Source organism: Verrucomicrobiota bacterium (assembly GCA_016200005.1).
Classification (GTDB): Bacteria; Verrucomicrobiota; Verrucomicrobiia; order Limisphaerales; family PALSA-1396; genus PALSA-1396.
This window is the reverse complement of sequence record JACQFP010000063.1, coordinates 1-22,252: the sequence shown is the minus strand read 5'-3', so window position 1 is coordinate 22,252 and position 22,252 is coordinate 1. Positions and strand designations below refer to the sequence as shown.

9 protein-coding genes are annotated in these 22,252 nt (G+C 56.7%); 4 read left to right on the top strand and 5 right to left on the bottom strand.

Annotated elements, in window-relative coordinates:
- Positions 1–46 precede the first annotated feature (46 nt).
- Together HY298_21065 and HY298_21060 are read left to right on the top strand one after the other, a co-directional pair.
- Positions 47–2,767: a DUF1553 domain-containing protein gene (locus tag HY298_21065; GenBank protein MBI3852753.1), complete on the top strand. Its 2,721-nt coding sequence runs from the start codon at positions 47–49 to the stop codon at positions 2,765–2,767.
- A gap of 10 nt (positions 2,768–2,777) precedes the next feature.
- Positions 2,778–4,319 carry a DUF1501 domain-containing protein gene (locus HY298_21060; protein MBI3852752.1) on the top strand — a complete coding sequence of 514 codons (1,542 nt, stop codon included), beginning with the start codon at positions 2,778–2,780 and terminating at the stop codon, positions 4,317–4,319.
- Here HY298_21060 and HY298_21055 read toward each other — a convergent pair.
- A complete protein-coding gene (locus HY298_21055) occupies positions 4,300–7,371 on the bottom strand; it encodes a DUF4091 domain-containing protein (protein ID MBI3852751.1) in 3,072 nt (1,023 codons plus the stop codon). The genes HY298_21060 and HY298_21055 overlap by 20 nt on opposite strands.
- Positions 7,372–7,509: 138 nt before the next feature.
- Entirely contained in the window at positions 7,510–8,622 is a 1,113-nt protein-coding gene (locus tag HY298_21050; protein ID MBI3852750.1) for a PD40 domain-containing protein, read from the bottom strand.
- Positions 8,623–8,802: 180 nt separating this feature from the next.
- Here HY298_21050 and HY298_21045 point away from each other — a divergent pair, with 180 nt between their 5' ends.
- Complete coding sequence (locus HY298_21045; protein ID MBI3852749.1) at positions 8,803–10,536, top strand: tetratricopeptide repeat protein; 1,734 nt, start codon at positions 8,803–8,805, stop codon at positions 10,534–10,536.
- Positions 10,537–10,685: 149 nt separating this feature from the next.
- Here the strand turns inward: HY298_21045 and HY298_21040 are convergent, their stop codons facing one another.
- The 3 genes from HY298_21040 to HY298_21030 all read right to left on the bottom strand — a co-directional run bounded on the left by HY298_21040 (position 10,686) and on the right by HY298_21030 (position 18,449).
- Positions 10,686–12,362: a tetratricopeptide repeat protein gene (locus HY298_21040; GenBank protein MBI3852748.1), complete on the bottom strand. Its 1,677-nt coding sequence runs from the start codon at positions 12,360–12,362 to the stop codon at positions 10,686–10,688.
- Between the two features lie 371 nt (positions 12,363–12,733).
- Entirely contained in the window at positions 12,734–16,372 is a 3,639-nt protein-coding gene (locus tag HY298_21035) for a hypothetical protein (GenBank protein MBI3852747.1), read from the bottom strand.
- 691 nt (positions 16,373–17,063) lie between these two features.
- On the bottom strand, positions 17,064–18,449 hold the full coding sequence (locus tag HY298_21030; GenBank protein MBI3852746.1) for a hypothetical protein: 1,386 nt from the start codon (positions 18,447–18,449) through the stop codon (positions 17,064–17,066).
- A gap of 887 nt (positions 18,450–19,336) precedes the next feature.
- Here HY298_21030 and HY298_21025 point away from each other — a divergent pair.
- On the top strand, positions 19,337–22,252 hold a 2,916-nt coding region (locus HY298_21025; protein ID MBI3852745.1), incomplete at its 3' end, for a hypothetical protein.

Sequence of the window (22,252 nt, the reverse complement as noted above, 5' to 3'; positions counted from 1 at the left end):
GTAACCGGGCTGTTTTGGTAGGAAGGGTGTTGAATCCCGGTGTCGAATGCGACCAAATTGCTCGATTGAAAAACTGATTCTGCTGGCGTTGCTCACAACTGCGCTCCCGGTCTATCAGACGACCGCCAAAGGGACCGGTCTGGCAGGCGCGGGGTCAAGTAATCACTGGTCTTTAAGACCTTTGCTCAAGCCGGCGGTGCCGCTGGCAAATAATTCAAGATGGATGCAGACCCCGATCGACTCGTTCATCCTGGTCAAACTCACGGAGCAAGGGATGAAACCATCGGAGCCGGCGGACAAACGAACATTGATCCGCCGGGCAACGTTCGATCTCATCGGTTTGCCACCGACACCGGAGGAGGTCGCCGCATTCCTGGCGGACAAATCGCCGCAAGCTTACGAGCGCGTCGTGGATCGTCTGCTGTCCAGTCCGCGCTACGGTGAACGTTGGGCGAGGCATTGGATGGATGTTGTTCACTACGCCGAGACTCACGGCAATGATCAGGACCGGCCTCGTCCCAACTCCTGGCCTTATCGTGATTACCTCGTCCGCTCTTTCAATGATGACAAACCCTACGCCCGCTTCGTGGAGGAACAACTGGCAGGCGACGTTTTGTATCCGGACGATCCGCAGGGCATCGTCGCCACTGGCTTCATCGCCACCGGCCCGTGGGATGAAAGTTCGCTCCTCAATATCATGGAGGACACCGTCGATAAAAAAATCGCCCGCTACCTCGACCGCGATGACATGGTGACCACGACGATGTCCACTTTCGTCAGCACCACCGTGCAATGTGCCCGCTGTCACAACCACAAGTTCGATCCCATACCGCAGACGGATTATTACAGCCTCCAAGCGGTGTTCGCCGGCGTGGACAAAGCCGAGCGACCTTATGACCTCGATCCGAAAACAAATCTGACGCGGCAGGCATTGCTCAAACAGAAAACCGCGCTCGACGTTCGACCCAAGAAAGTTGTTGAAAATCTGCTTTCTCCAGCGACACAAGCCGAAGTCGCTGATTGGAAAAAAACCTTGAACTCGCGACCTTCGATCTGGACAACGCTAGCCCCCGTCAGTTTCGTCTCATCAAACGGCGCGACCTTGACCAAACTATCCGACCTCTCGCTGCTCGCCGGCGGCACGAAACCGGACGTTGACACCTACACCATCGTGGCGGGCACCGATTTAACAAACATTACCGCCGTGCGCCTTGAAGTTTTGGCCGATGACAGCCTGCCTTACAAAGGTCCGGGCCGGCAGGACAACGGCAACCTTCACCTCTCAGAATTTCAATTGAAGGTTGCGCCAAAGTCCGGGACGACGACCAACAAAGTGGTGGCTTTGCAAAATGCCAGCGCTGATTTCAACCAACAGGACTGGAGTGTATCGAAGGCCATCGACGGCAAACGCGAAACCGCCTGGGGCATCTATCCTGAAGTCGGCAAATCGCATCTGGCGGTGTTTGAGACCAAGGAAAGCATCGGGTTCGACGGTGGCACGACGCTCACATTTGTTCTCGATCAACAACATGGACGCAGCCATTTGATCGGCCGGTTTCGATTATCCGTGACCACGGCGCCGCGTCCAGTGAAGGCAAATCCGTTCCCGGATAACATCACCAAGGTCCTGGCGATTGATCCCGCTCAGCGCACCGACGCGCAAAAGATTGACCTCGCCGCCTACTTCCGCAAGGAGCAGATCGACCAAAAGCTCAAAGTTCTGCCGCCTCCGCAATTGGTCTATGCCGCGGCCAACGATTTCACTCCCGATGGAAATTTCACTCCTGCAAAAGTGCCACGCCCGATTTATTTGTTGAAGCGTGGCGACGTAACCAAACCTGGCGACCTGGCCGCGCCTGGCGCTCTTTCCTGTGTGCCCGGACTCGAATCACGATTTCAATTGGCCAACCCCGAAGACGAGGGCAATCGTCGCGCCGCGCTCGCCAAATGGATTACTGACCCGAAAAATGTTTTGACCTGGCGCTCCATCGTCAACCGCATCTGGCATTATCATTTTGGGCGCGGCCTCGTCGATTCGCCCAATGATTTCGGTCGCATGGGCGCGCGACCGACTCACCCCGAACTGCTCGACTGGCTGGCGGTTTCGTTTCGCGACAGCGGCGGTTCGTTCAAGCAATTGCACAAACTGATTGTTACCAGCTCAGTCTTTTGCCAATCGTCGCAGTACAATCCGCGCTACGCCAAACTGGACGCCGACAACCTCTATCTTTGGCGCATGAACCGCGCGCGTCTCGACGCTGAATCGGTGCGTGATGCCGTCCTGCAAATCACCGGCAAGCTCGATCTGACCATGGGCGGCCCGTCGGTGAAGCAGTTCATTCAGACTCCCGGCATTCACGTCACCCCGATGGTCGATTACGCCAGCTTCAACGTGGACAGCCAGGAAAGTTATCGTCGCAGCGTTTATCGTTTCATTTTTCGTACGCTGCCCGATCCGTTCATGGACTCACTCGATTGCGCGGACTCCTCGCAACTCACGGCGAAGCGCAACACGTCCGTGACTTCCCTTCAAGCGCTCGCGATGTTGAACAACCATTTCATCGTTCGCCAAAGCGAACACTTCGCCGAACGCGTGAGCAAGGCCGGTGATCTCAACGCGCAAATCAAAGCGGCTTATGAGTTGGCGCTGGGCCGCGCGCCAACTTCCCGTGAAGCCAAAGCTCTGAAGGCGTACGCCGCCAAACACGGCATGGCCAACACCTGCCGGTTGATTCTAAACGGCAACGAATTCATGTTTGTGAACTGACAGGAATCCCATGCAAACAAATCCTTCAAATCATCATCTCACCGATGAACCGCCGCGTAGCCGCCGACGTGAGGAGGCGGATTCTCAACCCACACCTGGGCCCGCCTCCTCACCTCGGCGGCTACAATCTTTACCACGCCGCGAATTTCTCTGGCGATTGGGCGGCGGACTCGGCGGCATAGCCTTCACCCATTTGCTCAGCCAGAGCGGGTTGCTGGCGGACACATTGCCGCTCAAACCACATGGTGACCTCAACGGCGGCCTGCATCATCGCGCCAAGGTCAAGCGCATCGTGCAACTCTTCATGAACGGCGGTGCCAGCCAGTGCGACACGTTTGATTACAAACCCGAACTCATCAAACGCAGCGGCGAAAAGTTCGACCCCGGCGAGCGCGTCGAATCCACGACCGGCACCGTCGGCAATCTGATGAAACCTCCGTGGGATTGGAAACAGCACGGCCAGTGCGGCCGCTGGGTGAGCAATGTTTTTCCGCACATCGCCACGTGCGTCGATGACCTCGCGTTTCTCATGGCGATGGCTTCCAAGACCAACGTGCACGGCCCGGCCAGTTACATGCAGAACACCGGCTTTGTCACGCCCGGTTTTCCCTGCATGGGCGCGTGGATTTCCTATGGGCTGGGCAGCTTGAGCGACAACCTGCCGACCTTCGTCGTGCTGCCTGATCCGCGCGGTTTGCCTTACAACAACATGGGCAACTTTTCGTCGGGCTTCCTGCCTGTGGCCCACCAGGGAACCATCATCAAACCGAATGCGCCGACGCCTATCGCTGACTTGTTTCCGCCGCCGTCCGCGAAATTCATCACCAAGGAAAGTGAAACCGACGGTTTGGCGCTGTTCAAGAAACTCAATCGCGAACATCTGGCCAAGTGGCCGGGCGATTCCCGGCTCGATGCGCGCCTCGCCTCCTACGAACTCGCCGCAAAAATGCAGGTCAGCGCGCCGGAAGTGCTCGACCTCTCCGGTGAAACCGAAGCGACAAAGAAACTTTACGGCATGGATGAAAAAGCGAGCGGGGATTTCGGGCGGAGTTGCCTGACTGCGCGGCGGATGCTGGAGCGCGGCGTGCGTTTTGTGCAGGTCTGGAGCGGCGCGGGCGGCGCAACCGGCAATTGGGACAATCACGGCAACGTGGAAAAAGAGCTGCCGGTAATGGCAAACGCAACCGACAAACCGGTCGCCGGTCTCGTGAAAGACCTGAAGGCCCGGGGAATGTTCGAGGACACGCTCGTCATCTGGACGACTGAGTTCGGCCGAATGCCTTTCGCGCAAAGCAGCACGGGCCGCGATCACAACGGTGGCACGTTTGTCACGTGGCTGGCTGGCGCGGGCATCAAAGGCGGCGTAGCCTACGGCGAGAGCGACGAATGGTCATGGAAAGCGGCCTCGAACCAGACTTATTGCTATGATCTCCACGCGACCATCCTCCATCTGCTCGGCATCAATCACGAGAAACTGACGTTCCGCCACAACGGCAGCGACCGCCGGCTTACAGACGTTCACGGAGAGGTGATCAAGGAGATTCTGGTTTAGTCAGCGCCAGCGTCAGCCGGGCGATTTCAGAGCGATGACGGCGTAAGGTTTCGAGGTCGGTCCACGTGTGGCCAAGAACGCGATCACCCGCGCGCAGGTAATCACGGCTTTCCACAAAGGCTTCGTCTGAGAGTTCCATGATGTCGCGCAACGCAATTCGCAGTTCTTCCTCGGCCTGCTTCACCTGTTCGTGATTTGTTCCCGCTTTGCGGTGTTGCTCGATTGCGTGTTCAAGCAAGGTAATGGCGGCCACGTCTTCCAGCCCGTCGCGAACGGCTTCCCAACGCACGCTCGGCACTGGGAGTTCCCCGGGATAAACCAGCGCGTACTCGTCGTTGACGGTTTTGCCTGCGAACCAATGGTCCACTTCCGTGGTGCTGTGCGTCCAGAAACCGATTCCGCTCAGGCCGAAGAATTTCGCCCGCCACGCGTTGGCGCGATTGTAACGCAGCGGCGAGAGGGACTTGACCTGTGAGACGCATTCGTACGACCAGACGGTCTTCGCATTCATGATGCGTTTGATGCGCGGATCGCCGGAGAGCAAACCGGAAACCAAACGCATATTCGGCGCCCAGACATCAACCAGCGGTTCGATGCGCTCAAAATCCTTCCAGGACAACCCGGGTACGGGATCGGTGTAGGTGCGTAGTTTCGGGTCGGCTTCGCGGAAGAGTTGGCCCGCGTCAATCAGTATCGCGACGTTCGGGCCGTAATCGAGACCCGGTTCATCGAGCAGGTAGAAGGCGTAATCCACGTAACCCCAGCCGCGCTCGCGCAGATGATCGCGCAACGCGTGGATGTAGGCGAGTTCGACGGGCCGTTTCTCTTCGTCGGTTTTCTTTCCGGCGAATTCGATGGGCGGATGATTCAAATGAAACAAAATCTTTCCGCGTCCGTGCAATCGCTCCAGTTCTGCATCGAGGGTTGACCAGTCGATCGTCAGATGGCCTGCGGTATCCACGCGGGCGGCCGGGATCGTCGAACGGGGAAACACGTTCACGCCGTGCCCCGACATGTCGTCGAGCACCTCTTTGGAGCGCGTGGGAAACCAGCGGTTCGGAACGTAGTCCCAAGTGCACAAGGTCAGCGGAGGCTCCTGGGGCAGACGCAGGTTCAGAACTTCGATGGCCAGCGGCAGTTCGAATTTCTCTGCCTCATTATTCAACGGGGAGATGGTGATGCGTCCCTTGTAGTTTCCCGGCGCCGAGCCGCGGCTATCCGCGCTCACCCAGATTTTCACGGAGCGACGGGGCGGAATCGTCACCAGACCGGCATCACCCAACTTCGGCAATGCGTCCGGTACACGCTCGCCATTCACCGAACCGGTGGCAATCACCTGGCGCAAGACATTCGCTCCGGCAAAAATTGCGCCGTCTTTGCGCACCAAATTGGTGAGTGTGACCCTGCATCGGACGGCGTCGTCCCGCGTCGAAGCGATGATGAAAGCTCCTTGCTCAGCTTCGTCCTGATACAGGTTTTGTAGAGTGACTTCCTGTTCGCGGCCCGGTTCGGTCTCGTTGTCGAACGGTGCAAGCCTCGTTTCTTCAAACGAGCCAAACGGCGGTGTGGACCAGGCGCGGAGTAATCCCGGGAGCGCGGGCTTCGGTTCGATAGAAGAAGATAGCGGAAGTTTCCACGACTTATCGTCCAACAGATGTCCGGCAGCGTCCTGCGCTGTGGCACGCAGTGACCATGCGCCTGTGCGAACCAGGCTGGGCAGAGCGATTTCAAACGCTGATCGCGCGGCCAGACTGCTTACGATGCGTGTCCAGTCATTCGTGTCCGTCATCGACAACTTGACGTTGATGAGCGCGCCGTGCGGGTTGCGCACCTGGAGCGCGGAAGCTTCGCGCACCTCTCCGGCTGACGGAGGTTGCAAACTCACTTGTTGCGGGACGCCGGTTTTTCCATAAGGCGATTTTGGCTCGCCGGGTCGCAGACGATAGGCGAGCAACGTGGTGGTTGTTACCAGCAGATCCGTCCGCCCGGTGGCGGGATCAAGGATCGGGGTGAGGGCTGAAGGCATGATGCCAGAGAGGCGAAGATCGTCGGCCAGGCCGCCCTTCTCGTCGAACGCATAGACGTGTTGGTGAAAGGTAGGAAGGAAAATTTTCGGATGACCGTCGCCAAGGGCATCCACTACCAAGGGCGTTGCACGGGTCTTGGCCCGGAACAGGTGGGTCCAGACGTGGCGACCTTCAACATCAATGGCGTGCAGGTTGCCCCACAATCCAGGGCAAAGAATCAACGGCGCGGCATTGGCGCGCGGCAGAAATGCGATACTGTTATTGAAGATGTCCCCTGTGGCACATTCCCAAAGTATTTGTCCTTCGGGGCTGATGCCGAACAGCGATCCGGCTGCGTTTCCGCACAAGATCATTTTCCGGTTGGGCAAGGAGAGAACCTCCGGTGGTGTCATGATTTCCTTTCCGAGATCGCATCGCCAACGCACGTGGCCGAGGCTGTCGAGGCAGAGCACCGTCGAGCCGGCGGCGATGAGGAGGTGTTCTTCACTTTGACCGCGAACGAAGCTCCGCAGCGGCGCTTCTATTGGTCCCGCGCCGAGCGCGTTCGTCCAAGCAACGACGCCCGTCGGCGTGAGACACGTCACGGTGCCCGTCCCGTCACCGAAGGCGTAGGCCAGCCCCGAACTGGTTTGCAAACGCGCGGGTACCACCCGGCCCCAGCCGGTTTTGCCAGCCAGTTTGTGTTGCCAGAGTATTTGAAACTTCTTATCCAGTCCGACGATCAAACCTTCCACGCTCGCGATTATCAGTCGCGCGCCCGTCGGTCCGTCAACGAGGGTCGGGGCGGTGGTCCAGCGACCTTGTGGTAACTGTGCGACAAGACCATCCTGACCTGAGCCGATGTCTTTGCCGTCCGGTGACCAGAGCATAAGTTGCCCACCACGATTGAGAACGAGGATTTCAGTTTTGCCAGGCTGGCTGATTTCGCCAACGAGCGGCGACGATTCCACGGGCCATTGTCCAGCCATGCGCGTCCACTGGATTTCCATCGCGCGGCCAATGAGGGGAGTAATGGCTGCAGCCAACAACAGCAGTTTGAAAAACGTTTGAAGTCCATGAACGGTAGCCGCTGACGTGAGGAAGCGGAATAAACTCGAGTTTCTGGAATAAATGTCCGCCTCCTCACGTCGGCGGCTACAATTTCTGCTCCAAAGCTTGTTCATTTATTTCGTCCACTTGAGCGGAGGCAGTTCGTTCAGGTCGATGAGGGCGATGGTTTCGTGGGTGCGTCCGGTGTGAAATTGCACGTAGCGTCCGAGCCGGTCGAAGGAGGCGTGGGCGTGAACTGTGCGGACGGTGTCATAGATACCGGTGGCGAGGAGGCGGGTGTTGCCAGTGGCGGTTTCCATCAACCAGAGACGACCTTGGTTGTCGTCGAGCACCAGAAATTTTCCATCGGGCCGGGCGGCTGCGTGCCAGTAATGGCCTTCGCGAATCATGCGCGCCGTGCCATCCTTCTTGACGAGCATGACGCCCACCCTGTCGTTGATCATGGTCATGTCGCCGGTGTCCTTCACCCAGGCTTCATGCGTGAGCCATTCCTTCAGCGGCGTGAACCAGGTCTTGGGATCAGTGCGGGCGTAAAAGGGACGGTTGCCGGTGCCGTCTTCGTTGACAATCCAGGAACGTTGCGGTGCGTAGCCGCCGGTTTCCCAAACATAAAAGATGAGAGGATCAGTCGGGCTGTGTTGCACGTGGCCGATGCGAAACCCTTGGGTGATGATGGTGCGGTAGTCGCCGGTTTCTGTATTCAGGAGGCCGATCTCCCAATTGGCTGCGTCTCGTTGCTTGGTGAGGGCCATCATTTTGCCATCACCGCTCAACGTGGGTTGCTGAAATCGACCGACGTGAGGTTTGGGAATCTCTCCCACCTTGCGCTCTTTGAAATCAAGGATGTCCAAAGCGATGACTACTGGTCCGACCAAGTAATACAAACGTCGGGCATTCGTATGATCCGGACAGGCGGTGCGGGCACCGACGGAGGGGCCGTCGGTGAGCTGAATGATGCGACCCGTTTCGATCTCAGCGCGAAAGAGCTGGCTTGTTCCCGTCCGTTCGGAAGCGAAAATCAAGTAACGGTTGTCAGCGGTGAAGTTGGAGAAGTGATAGTAGAGGTTGTCGCTGGCCGCCGGGCCTTTGGCCATCTCCCAGACGCGGACATTGGTGACGGGGTCGAGGTGCGATTCGTGTTCGACGCCCCAATCTTTGCCAGCGTCGCTGGCGTGTAGCGATCCGCACAAGATGAAATTCAAGCTGATGGCCCAATTGTTTTTCATGCCGTCATTAAAGCAGGTCGCGAAAGGATTGTCGAAGTGTCTCGATGGATAATTCGTCACCCGGTGCGCTTGGACGCTGAGAGCGAAAAGTCGTCGTGCCGGCTGTATTCGAAACTGGTCATTAGCTTTCCACAAGAAGATTGACCCGGGACCAATTTTAATTTCCCATGATACCTGCGAATGAAAGTCCGTCATGCCAACTTTCTCCTGGCCTTCATCCTCGCCATCGAACTTGGTTCAGAAGCGCAGGCGAACGACGCTGTGCGCAAGCCAGGCACGTTGACGTTCAACAAAGACGTTGCGCCCATCGTGTTCCGGCATTGCGCCAGTTGCCATCACCCGGGCCAAGCCGCGCCGTTCAACTTGCTGACGTACGCCGATGTCAAGAAGCGATCCAAACAGGTCGCAGAAGTGGTGGAGAAGCGTTATATGCCGCCCTGGCTGCCAGAACGAGGACTCGTTGAATTGGCCCATGACCGAAGCCTGAGCTTAGATCAGATCGGTGTGATCTGGCAATGGGTGGCGGAAGGAGCTGTAGAAGGCGCCGGTGCGGACTTGCCGACGGTGCCTAAATGGATTGATGGCTGGCAACTGGGCACGCCCGATTTGGTGGTGAAACTGCCGCAACCTTACACGCTGGCGGCGGAAGGCAAGGATGTTTATCGCAATGTTGTGATTCCAATTCCTATTTCGGAGCGGAAATATGTGAAAGGCGTTGAATTCCTTCCGGGCAATTGGAAAGTTGTGCATCACGCCTTCGTCACCGTGGATTCAACACGACTCTCCCGGATCCGCGCCGCCAAGGAGAATCCGCCGGGATTTGACGGGATGCAACTTCCCGAAACGGCCAGAATGCCCGACGGCCAGTTTTTGGGCTGGCAGCCCGGCAAGGTGCCGCAAATGGCGCCGGAAGGTCTGGCCTGGACGTTGGAAACCAATACCGACGTCGTCCTTCAATTGCACCTGCACCCAAGCGGAAAGCCCGAGGTGGTTCAGCCGACCATTGCGTTTTACTTTACCCGGCAGCCGCCCACGAATTCGGCCATTCGTCTCAATCTAAACGCATTGCGCATCGATATCCCCGCCGGGGCAAAAGATTATGCCGTAGAGGACAAATATACTCTGCCGGTCGATGTGAACCTGATTGGAATCGGTCCCCATGCGCATTACCTGGGTAAGAGAGTGGAAGGCTACGCCCAGTTGCCTGAAGGAACGAGAAAGGACCTTATTCTGATCAAGGATTGGGATTTTAACTGGCAGGGCCACTATCTCTTCGCCAAAGCCGTTTTTTTGCCCAAGGGCACGACCCTGGTAATGCGTTGGACGTACGACAACTCTGCTGAAAACGAGCACAACCCGAACCATCCTCCCAAGCGCGTCAAATATGGCCCGCAAACCACCGATGAAATGGGTGAACTTTGGTTTCAGGTTCTGCCACGCAACGCATCCGATCGCAACCTTTTTGAACGCGATTTTTACGGACATTTGGGAAGACTCACCATCGATTACAACGAATCCCTCCTTAAGGAAAATCCGAACAATGCCGAAGCACACACGAAGGTTGGAAGAGCCAGGTTTTATTTTGGCCAGGTGGCGGAGGCTTTGAACCATTTGCAAAGTGCGATCAAGGCCGACCCCAATTACGACAAGGCCTACTACGAACTTGGATCCATTTATTTGCGCCAGAACAGATTGGCCGAAGCCCGGCTGGCGTTTGAGAATGTTATCCGGCTCAACGCGGACGATTACGAGGCCGAGGGCAGCCTCGGATACATCTATTTACGGAATGGCGATCTGGGCCAGGCGGAATCCCATATCAGAGCCGCGTTGCTCATCAATCCGGATGATAAGATCGCCCGTAAAAATCTTGATCGGGTGTTGCAAGCCAAATCGAGTTTGAAGCAGAGCAATTAGCCATGGGTCTTCTGCCCCAGTCGGGTCAGTAACCCAGGCAGCAGTTTTAACCCGCATTCCGAAATCAGAATTGGATGCGAGGACGCGTTCCGGGGCACACACGCCTCCGGTGTGTGGTTTTCGGCGTCGCCCTTTCGTTTACCAGGAATTTAATTCTTCAACCTCGTCTTCGCGTCCAGCACCCGGCTAAGATAATTACTGGCAAGTTTATCATCCGGGTTAATCCGCAACGCGGCTTTGAAATGGGCTTCCGCTTGCTCCAGATCCCCCTGCCGTAAAGAAATGATTCCTAAACTTCCTTCGGCTTCATAATCGTCCGGGTTGGACCGGGTGACGTTTTCAAAGGCTGCCCGAGCCTCCGCCAGTCGCTTCTGGCGCAGATAAATGGAGCCCAGTTCGTAGTAGGCGCGGTCGTATTTCGGGTCGGCCTTTACCGCCGCCAGAAAATGCTCCAAGGCCTTGCTGACCTCGCCGAAATAAAGATTCGCTCGGCCCGCCATCGTGTGCGCTTTAGCGTCATTCGGGTTTTCTGCCACGAGCGATTCATTGCAATCGAGAAAAACCCTGGCAACATGCTCGTTGTAATCGCGCTGGAACAATCGTCGTTCCGTTGAATTGCGAAGCAGGAACTGAATCCAGAGTTGACTCATCTCATCCGTCGTTTGTGGGCCGCGTCGGACGCGCTTGGGCGGTTGATTGGGATTGCGGACGTTCTCCACAGAATTATCATAGACCCAGTGCATCGTCAGCGTGGCTCCTTTGGGCAAAGCGATCGGCTTGGCATAGCGAAAATCGCTCTGCCAGTTAAAATCCCAGTCTTTGATCAAGAGCAGCTCCTTTTTGCTGCCATCGGGCAACCGGGCGTACCCTTCCACTCGCTTCCCGAGATAGTGCGCATGCGCGCCGATCCCCAGCAGAGTCACATCGACAGGCAAAGTGTAATGATCTTCAACAGTGTAATCTTTCGTCCCAGCAGGAATGTCGATGCACAGCGCCTCGAGATTCATCAGCAGCGGCGAATTGGTCGGCGGGTCCTCGGTGAAGTAAAACGCAACCGATGGCTGCACCAGTTCGGCTTTCCCACTGGGGCGAAGGTGCATCTGCAGTGCCAGGTCCGTCCCCGGTTGCAAAGTCCACGCCATACCCGGCAGCGACGGTTGTGGGACCTTACCGGGTGCCCAGCTCAGGAAATAACCGTCGGGCATCTGGGCGGTTTCGGGAACTAACATTCCATCGAACCCGGGAGGAATTTGTTTCGCGGCGCGCAGGCGACAGACGGGTGTGGAATCCACCTTGATCAACACATGGTGGACGACCTTTCGGTTGCCGGGCTGAAACTCGACCCCCTTGATATATTTTCGCTCCGAGACGGGAATCGGGACCACCAGGTTATGAAAAACATCCTTGCCTTCCGCCGCCAACGTATAGGGTTGCGGCACCTTCACCACCAGGTCGGGCGTGCCCAGTTGCCAGCCTTCGGCCAACTTGGGCAGCGGCGGCAAATCTGATGCCGCCCCCTCCGGAGCGCCTTGCGCCTCCCATTGGCCGATGAGGCGGATCTGGTCGTCTGTCAGGCTCAGGTCATTGACAAATTCCACGGATCCCCTTTCCGGCAACCACGGTGGCATGTACCGTTTCTGTACGACCTCGGCGATTTGTTTGGATCGCTTTTTGACATCGGCATAACCGAGCAAGTTGAAGGGCGCGGCCTGACCCGGACTATGACAAATTGCGCAACGTTGGAAAAGGATCGGGGCGACATCTTTGTTGAACGTCACCGCGCCTGCTTTGCGAGCCGCGTATCGGTCGGAGACAGTTACCTTCACGCCCTCACCCGATGCTCCCTGACAGAGATCCGCCGCAAATGCGAAAACTAAGAGAAAGATCCTGTGGTCGGCTTTCATTTGCGCGTATCATGGGAAATGAAAACGGCCCTCAGGTCAACCTTCTTGTTGAAATCGACAGGGTTTCGGAGACAACTCAAGACCGGCTTGCGGGGACGCTCCCCTCAACCAAAACCCAAACTTCGTCAGTATCCAAGGCCCGCCTGAGTTCCGTCAGAGATGAACCATCCCAAGCCTTCATTGGAGCCCGTGAAGCGTCGGAAGGGCTACGTGCGCCAGATGCGCTCTCCGTACAAGAAAAAACGGCTGGTCGCGAGCGACCAGCCGTTGTGTGGAGAGTGTTACTTACCGGCTTACGGAGAGTAAGTCAGCACGATGTTCGGTCCCGACAAGACGGCACTGACGATGGTTTTCGGGGTTGACGCAGGGGGTGTGTTGATCCTGTAGAACCTGGCTGAACCCGAGCGCGCCACGGTTATGGTCTTGGCGTTCGTATCGATAGCTGCTCCCGACTCCACTGTCCACGTCCCGATTGGTGCGTTGACGGTTGGTGACGACAGCAGGCTTATCGTGACGACCTGGTAAAACGCCTTCACGAGGAAGGGATCGGATTGGTTGCCGCCTGGGTCATTAAGGACCCGTTCGGCACCCGTGTCCGGATTGACCGAATAGATGTGGAGTTCGGCGTAGCCGCCCTCCTCCTCCCAGATGCAGCGAGTTGGATACAAACCATCCGCTTCCACGTTGAAGTCCACAAGGGTATAATACGTGCCGTCTTTGGAAGCCAGTTGGGTGGCGTTGGGGTCTGCGGGCGTGGCGCCCGAACGTAACTGCATCGAATCATCACTGGCGATGCGGAAGCGATGCCCGCCCGCTTTCAGTTGCATATAGCCGAGGAGTTCCACGGCGATGTTGGAATAATCTGCGATGTCGTTCACAGATCCCGTGTAATTGGTGGCTACCCCATCCAGTCCTGGGAAAGGTATCGTCGCATTGTTATCAATCCAGTTGATGCCCTGCGCAATGGTTGACCAGAGCCGGTTGCTGGGGTCAACCGACGTGGCCGGGTCTGGAACGATCGTTGGAGGTATGCTCAACATGGCTTCCGCCACGAGCAATGAATTGTCCCTTGCGGTCGGCGCATCAATTTGCACCATGCGATAGTTAAACCCTCTGGTAGTCCCGGCAGTAAAAGGCAGGCTATTGCTGGCCCGCAGGAAGGCGTAACTGTACGTCCAAGTGTTGGTCTGACTGACAGTGCCATCCGAGAAGGTCAGAGTGTTGGTGATGACCGCGGCGCCAGGCGTATCAGTCAAAGACCACGTCACATTGGCTCCGCTTCCATTGTCAGTGATGGTGATCGGCTTCGGCGTCCCGTTCATCTTTAGCACAATCGTGTTGGTGTCTACCGAGGTATCCCGGTTGAGGATCGTGGCAAACGTCGGCAGCGAGTAATTGGCCACCACGGAACCGTTCGGCGGCGAAAAAGAGGACACAATCGGCCTCTGCGTGCCGGGGTTGGCCGTCGGCACAAACGCCATGTAATTCAGAGATAATCTGCCATTTGCGTCAGAGTCATTTCCGGTGATGCGCTCGGTCACCCGCAAGGTCTCCACGCCACCGGCGAGGTGGACGACAATGGGGTTGCCACCCCCATCCGTAAGCGGCACGTTCCGAAAGAATCCGGCTCCAGATTGCGGGCCGAGGAAAGTTCCCAAGGTGACGGCCGTCTGGTTGTTCGTGTGCGGATCACTGGTCACCCGTTCCAAGGTGACTTGCGATACCGGCAACACGAATACCGATTCCCTCATAAACACATTGTAATAACCTGCGGTGAAGGTCTTGGTATAGTTCTGCCAATTGCCGTCATGTATACCAGAGAGTTCTTCTTCGTTGTATCCACCGGGCGTTCCCGCCGGGCCGGCGTTGACCAAATAGGCGCGTCGTGCGTCGGCACTACTCGAGGTCCGCACCGCATCATCCGTGCGGAAGCTATGGTCCGCATCGTAGCCTATATGGGGACCATTATTATTGTGGAAGTCGATTTCGGGCAGACCTGGCAACCCATTGTAGGCGAAACTAGGGTCCGTCGAACCCTCGGCAATCAACGCCGGATTGTCGAAGAACGCACCGCCAGGAGCGATGGGGGCGCCGAAACCATCGTAGTTCGTAGTGAAGTTGTATTCTTCCATCTCAACCTGCAGGACGTTCGTCAAGAAGGTATCGAAGGCCAGCTTGGTGAAATTTGTGGCCCCTAACGGGTCGGTGATTAGAATGGTGCCGTCATAGTCCACGTTCGGGCTGAGGGCGTTGGTTAGAACAAAGTGCCGGGTTGCGGAGAAGACGCTGGTTGGCGTGACGATGACGTTGGGGTGACCGTTCGTATAGACGACCCCATTCAGAGTCACTACCATGTTGGGGAGTGGTATGTTCGCCTCGTCCTTCGCATCGAATGAAATAACAGTATTGGCGGGCAGGAACTTCGGCTCACCAGTGATGCCGCTTGGCGGAAGGACATTGAGGAGTTGCGGCGCGGCATTCGGCTGAATCGTAAAGCTGGCGGTGGCATGGTCAAAAGTGGCCATTACGCTCGGCGCGCCCGCATTGAAGACGGTAATACCAAGGTTGCCATCAATATTCATGTATGGGAGTTGGTTGCCGCTATTCTCCGATGCCCCAGGGTCCTTGGCGGGCGTGTCCACAAAGCGGTGCTCCCAAATTAGGCGGTTCGTGGAGTTCACATCCACCGTAAGATCCTCCAACCGGTTTTCAAATCGGCAGTTGGCACCCTCCCCGGTCATAATTACAGTCAAGCGAACAGGGGTTGTACCGATAGTGCCTATCGGGTCGCCCTGCCCATATCCAGCTCTAGCCAACTGAGCCCCAGTAAAAGTGCCATACTGCTTCCCCATATAGATGGCACCGACGTTTGGGGCTACGAAATACTCTCTTATGGATGCGGCCCCGGCAGCCCCACCCGGAATAAAACCGAGCACTGGAAAAGTGGCCGGACTTAAGTCGTCACTCACGAGATCCGCGGTGAATTCCAGCCGGCCCCCATCAACAATTTGGAAGGTCCTCCCTTGGTAAAAGCACCCGGAATATCCCCCTGGAAAGTTATCATAATAAGACACCATATCGACCTTACCGCCGGACTCGGTTACTGTATCGCCTAAATCAGGACGTTTCAGAAGAATGAACCAGGTGTTGATGAGGTCAGTCTGAGTGCCATTGAATTCGTCAATAATTTTGTTTTCGATGTCAAACTCCTGGAGGTTATCAAAGTTAACTGATGAACCAGTGGGCGAGACGCGATTCTTGACTCCGAGCGCAGCGTTCCCCGCGGTCCCAAGGTAGCTGCCAGACGCGTCAGTGGCCGTCTGCTCAAACAACTCAGTGAAGTAATTTCCTGCGGCGTTGTCGAGCGGCGTGTTGAGCCGTTTGTAAACGCGGGCGTTGATGGTTACGCCACCCGCGCCGTTAGTAGTCAGGCGGAGAACCATGGTGATGTTTGTGCTTCTCCAGTTTGTGTTTATCAAGGACGGGTCTAGCGAGACAAGGACTGTTCCATCCTTCCGAATCTGAAAGTCATTTCTGCCTACGGCAACACTATAACCGTTGGTCAGAACAGATCCGCCGCCGGGCACCCAAGCCAGGACCGCGAGCGTGTTTGTGTCCGCCAATGATGTCGGCGACGTTGCGTCGATGAGATCCACCCGAAGTTCAAGAGTATTAGTAGCAAAATGGGTGTAGTTGGAGGCAGTTTTCGTGCTGAAGGTCAAGTCTCCGCCAGCGGTGGCGGTCGTGATGGTGAACTGAGCGGAAGCTTCAGTTACACTGCCCCCGTTGAGCGTGTCGGTCCAACCGGTTTTGGAGTTGTCGTTAAAATTATCCACAACGTAGGCGGACAAAGACAGGCAACAAAGCAGCGTGAACGCTGCGACAAAACACGAAGTGCGGAGCGAAGTATTGAGGTGAGAATAAGCTTTCATCTTAGGGTCCTGAGTTTGGGGTTTGGGAGTCGATTTTTACTAATTGATTGGTCTGGGCACCTGTTGGTGATTTCAAAAAAAGTTTACTGCCGAATTATTCCAGTGTCAAGTTGGAATTCAAAACACGTTCCAGTAACAGGTGTTGATTTGGAGATGACAAGTGGGAGGGAGCAGTCGTTTTCATATTACTTTGATTGGGCTGGTCGTAAATAAAACAGAACATACTGCCGAGGTCAATCATTTATTTTGAAAAATGCACAAAATTATCTCCGGGTGCTTCAATGATTTGACCGGAGTCAAACCATTCAAAGGTCTTCTGCTTCAGATGCAGGAGACGGCAGGAAAATCCCCACAAACTTCCACCGGGGGTGTTTTTCCCGCAGGCGGACAATTCCGCAGATGGAATTGCTTACAATTTCTTGTTGGGTGGTCGAACGTTCATCGCACAATGGGCTGCGATTCTTTCGCTGTCACCAATGCTGGTCTGAGGGAAATCCGAAATCCGAAACGCCTGCATCCTTCGAGGTTCGGAGCGCCACGCCCGTCCCACAATCGAGGTTGCCTGCTGTGCCCGCCAGCGGCGATTGGAATTTCGGGTTTCGAATCTCGAGTGTTGGAATTGACTTCGAAAGGGGACGCGGATTCCACGGGAACTTGCTAAAAACCAGGGTTGGTTCGGCGGGGCAGCCATCTAATTTTGCGCCTGGCCGCCGGACAACAAAGCACGCGCGCTTTGGAGACCTTGCACCGCCGTGGGATTTGAAGTCACGCCCAGCAGTTGGTCGATGAGTGCCCGCCGTTGATTGATTTGATCGGCGGACAGATTCGCACCCGCGGGCGTCGTGTAGAAATTCTGGTTTCCAGCTTCAATATGATAAGTCCGCACACCTGGACCGGTTGGCGGGGGTAATTTGTTATCAAAAAGCTGGCTTCCAAATTGATACTGATCGCCTCCCAGGATCCAGGCAATCTGTCGCCAGGCGTAGTCCGAGATCTGATTCAAACGGGCCTGCGCGACCAATGCAGCGCCCGCTTCGGGATATTGCGCAGAACCTTGGGCCAGCATCTGCAAGGCGACGTTGCGTGTAGTTGAGCTGGCGGCGGCGGGATCTTGCACTTCGCGAATGAGGGTGGGAATCCCCTCACCCCCGGGAAGTCCAGCCAAAGCCATCGTCGCATAATAATTCCACCGCGGCAGCGAGTTTTGCAGCTCAGCCAGCAGGTTGGCGTCACCGTAGGTTTGGAACAGTTGAAACAGCGGTGCAACGTCCCGGATGTTTGGTTTGTCTTGAAGTGCCAGCGCTAGAGTCTCGCGGGCAGCATTGAGGGCATCCTGACGATACTGCCCCGGCGACTGCTGTTCCAGATTTCGTGCCAGCAATGCAATTTCCAACGGATCGGCGGTCGTCCGCAGCGTCTGGAGCGAAAGCTCCAACGCTTCCGGTCCCCCGATTTGTTGCAATGTATCGAACAGGCCGGCGCGCAACGAAGGATAACCCGTCAAATCCCCGCCATTGACTCCGTCGAATCTCAAGTCCTGATTTCGTTCCAGGAACTCGCGGATGGCCGGCACTGCGGCCGCTCCCTGCTGAATAAGTTGTTGCACGCCTTGTTTCCACTGGTCCGCCTGTTCCCGCGTTATCGCTCCCCGACTGAGATCGATCTGGGTCAGACTCGTTACCAACTGTCGCGTCGCGGGCGTTGGCTCCGTCCGCGCTGTCGCCGGTTCAGGAACCGAAACGGGTCGGTTGGGGATCGCCAGGACAGCGCCGGGGTTCTGCGTCGTGGTGGATTGCTGCGAGGTGACTTCAACCGGTGTGAGCGTTTCACCATCGGATTTGGCAGTAGTGGGGGCAGGTGAGGCGGAAGGCTTTTTCAGCCGAAAGCCATTTCGCGAGGACGTTGAGCTTGATTCAGCGGTTGGATTTGGCTCGCGCGATCTTTTCACAAACGCCCAAGCACCGCCCAGCACAATGACGATGAAAAGGATCGCCAGGTAGCGTGCCAATTTCCCACGCGGCTCAACCGGCTTTGCAGCCGGCGCACTGACATCAAATTTTGGACGTTCCCGATTCATGGTTTCTGTACCGTCGCAATGTAACAACAATCAAGTGAGGGTCAAGTTTCGAAAAAAGTGGAGCGCATGGATCGTGTTCTGCCAGCCTCAAATTTTGAACGCAAGGACGATCCCCTATCGCCACGACAGTTGTTGGACAAAGACCACATCCGGCAGTTTGCGTTCTGGCAATTGGATACGTGCACAAGAAAAACTCCAACACTGAATCATCTCCGCATTGTCTAGTCTCACCCAAGTTCACCAAGCCCTCGCCTCATCCAAGTGCGGTGACTGCCTCGAACTCGGTCGAACACTCGCGCCCATCGCTCTGTCTCACAAACTGATAAAGATTTCGCGCTCGGCATGAATTTTCCGGACTACCCTGCTCACGGTCCAAGGACAGCTTTACTCTTATCGGAGGAAGGGAAAGAGTGAGGAGAGTGCTTTCGCACTCTCACAATCCTCGACTTGGAATGCAGCTTCGTTACTTCGAACTCCTGACTTTGGCGGAAGCGCTGACTGGGATCAAGTCCGGTTTCATAAATTGTTTATGGGGTGAATATCCTGGTAAGTAAATTTGAAAAACCGCTTGACTCTTTCCCGGCCATGCGATACAAACAAATCGTAGCTCAGAAAGATTCGCGAAAGATAAACTATGCGCTTTGATTTGTCCCCACGGGTAACCGTCGCGCGAAAGTTTCTTGCGAGAGTTTGTTGGCTTTTTATGCATGCCCTTTTATGAAGCCCGGCACCCACATCAACCGGGACAACTCAGTGGCAGCCCCGTGCACTGAATGGGACACACCACCAGCGCTTTTCTCCGTCCGGCCAGTCCTCAAGTTTTTCCGTCCGTCGGCCCTTGTTTAACAGGATATACCCAGAACACAAAACCCCACACCACTACCGCTATGAAAGTCGTCCAATCACTTCTCGGCATTCAAGACGCTTCTGCGACCCACCCCCATCGCTTCCCCAGCCGCGCTCGCAACCACCATTCACGGGATTGCGCCGCGCTGTTGTGGGATTCCTGCCGGGCCGGAGCGAAAAAATCCTTGCTGCTGGCTGCCTTGAGTTTCTTCACGCTGCCTCTGTTGGCCGGCGCGCCGCCGTGCCTTACCATCACTTGCCCACCGAACACGAACGTTCAGTGCGCAGCGGACGCGCCCGCAGCCGCCACCGATTCAACCAGTTTTACTGCGCAGGGTGGGACCATCACGAACACCTGCGGCGGCAGTTTGACGGTCAGTTCCACCGACGCCATCACCTCCAGCAACTGCCCCAACAGCTTCACCATCACCCGCACCTACACCGTAACCGATAACACTGGTCCTACTGATGCAATCTGCGCGCAAACCATCACAGTCAACGACATCACGCCACCTGTGTTCACCACTTGTCCGGCCAGCACAAACTTGGGCTGCAATCCGGGGAGCGTTCCCGGCTGCGATTTCAGTCCTGCCAATGTCGCGACGACCGATTCTTGCAACTCGCCGACGCTGACTTGCATCCTGAACCAAGCAACCAATGGCTGTGTGCGCACCCGCACGATCACCTACAAGGCCACCGATAATTGCGGTAATACCAACACCTGCACGCAGGTTATCACTTGGACGGTGGACACGACCCCGCCCTCGATCACTTGTCCGGCGGATACCACGACCCAATGTGGTCAGACCACGCCCAACTTTACCGGTCTCGCGACTGCGACGGATGATTGCGGGACCAACTTGGTGATCACCTTCAGCGACGCCGCCACGCCCGGCACCTGCCCGACCAATTCGACCATTACACGGACGTGGAAGGCGACCGATGCATGCAATAATGTAGCCACGTGTGACCAGTTCATCACCGTGTTGGCCACCGCGCCGCCAGTCTTCACGAATTGCCCGGCCAGCACGAATCTGGGCTGCAATCCGGCGAGCGTTCCCGGCTGCAATCCAGCGGTGGGGACGACGGCTGATTGCGCCACGACCGTGACTTGCGTCCTGAACCAGGTGACCAATGGCTGCTCGCGCACGCGCACGATTACCTACACGGCGGTGGACGCCTGCAACAACACTAATACGTGCACGCAGGTGGTCACCTGGACGGTGGACACGACACCGCCGGTGTTCCTGAGCTGTCCGACCGGCACGACCAACATGGGGTGCAATCCCGATCCAGCGAGCATTCCCCACTGTCTGGTGTCGGTTCAGGCGACGGATGATTGCAGCACTCCGCACGTGACTTGCTCCTTGGTGCAAACGACCAATCTGCTCACTTGCGTGCGTACGCGCACGGTCATCTACACGGCCACTGACGCCTGCGGCAACAGCACCAATTGTACGCAAGTGATCACCTGGACGGTGGACACGACGCCGCCGGTGTTCACGAAGATTCCGCTGGCCAGCACGAATCTGGGGTGCAACCCGGCGAGCATTCCGGTGTGCAACCTGGACCCGACCAATGTGTTTGCGATTGATGATTGTCCGACCAACGACATACCGGTCATCACCTGTGCCAGTGTGGAGGCGACCAATGGGTGTGTGCACACGCGCACGCTGACCTACACGGCGACCGGCGGCTGCGGCAACACCGCCACCAAAACAACGGTCATTACTTGGACGGAGGATACGGCGCCGCCGGTGTTCACCAAGTGTCCGACGAACATGAATCTGGGCTGTAATCCGACGAACGCCATTCCCGACTGCGATACCAGCACCAACAATGTCGTCGCCACGGATAATTGCGGTGCGCCGACCGTCACTTGTTTGAAGTCCGATGCAGTTTCTGGCGATGGCTGCGTGCATACGCGCACCATCACTTACGCGGCCACGGATGCTTGCAACAACAGCAACACCTGTGTGCAGGTGATTACTTGGACGACGGACACGATACCGCCGGTGTTCACCCGGTGTCCAGCCAGCACGAATCTGGGCTGCAACCCGGCGAGCATACCCAACTGCAATCTCCTCTCGACCAACGTCGAAGCGGAGGATGTTTGCAGCACACCGGTCATCACCTGCGCCCAGGTGGACTCGACCACTGGGTGTGCGCACACACGCACGATTACCTACACGGTGACTGACGCCTGTGGCAACAGCAACACGTGCACACAACTGATCAGTTGGACAGAGGACACGACCCCGCCCACGATCATTTGTCCGGCGAATACGACGGCGGAATGTGGTCAAACCACCACCAACTTCACCGGTGTGGCGACCGCGACTGACAGCTGCGATACCAACGTGGTGATCACTTTCACTGATGCCTCTACGCCCGGCAATTGCCCGACCAACAATACGATCACGCGGACGTGGAAGGCGGCCGATGCATGCAACAACATGGCGACGTGCGACCAGATCATTACAGTAGTGGACACGACGCCTCCGGTGTTCACCAACTGTCCGGCCAGCACGAACCTGGGCTGCAATCCGGCGAGCATTCCCGGCTGCGATCTCGCGGTTGGGGCGACCGATAATTGCGGTGTGCCGACGGTGACTTGCGTCCTGAACCAGGTGACCAATGGGTGCGCACGCACGCGCACGATCAGCTACACGGCGACCGACGCCTGCGGCAACACCAACACGTGCACGCAGACGATCACCTGGACGGTGGACACAACGCCACCGGTGTTCCTGAACTGTCCGACCGGCACGACCAACATGGGGTGCAATCCTGATCCGGCGAGCATTCCCCACTGTCTGGTGTCGGTTCAGGCGACGGATAATTGCAGCAGTCCGCACGTGACTTGCTCCTTGGTGCAAACGACCAATCTGCTCACTTGCGTGCGTACGCGCACGGTCATCTACACGGCCACTGACGCCTGCGGCAACAGCACCAAT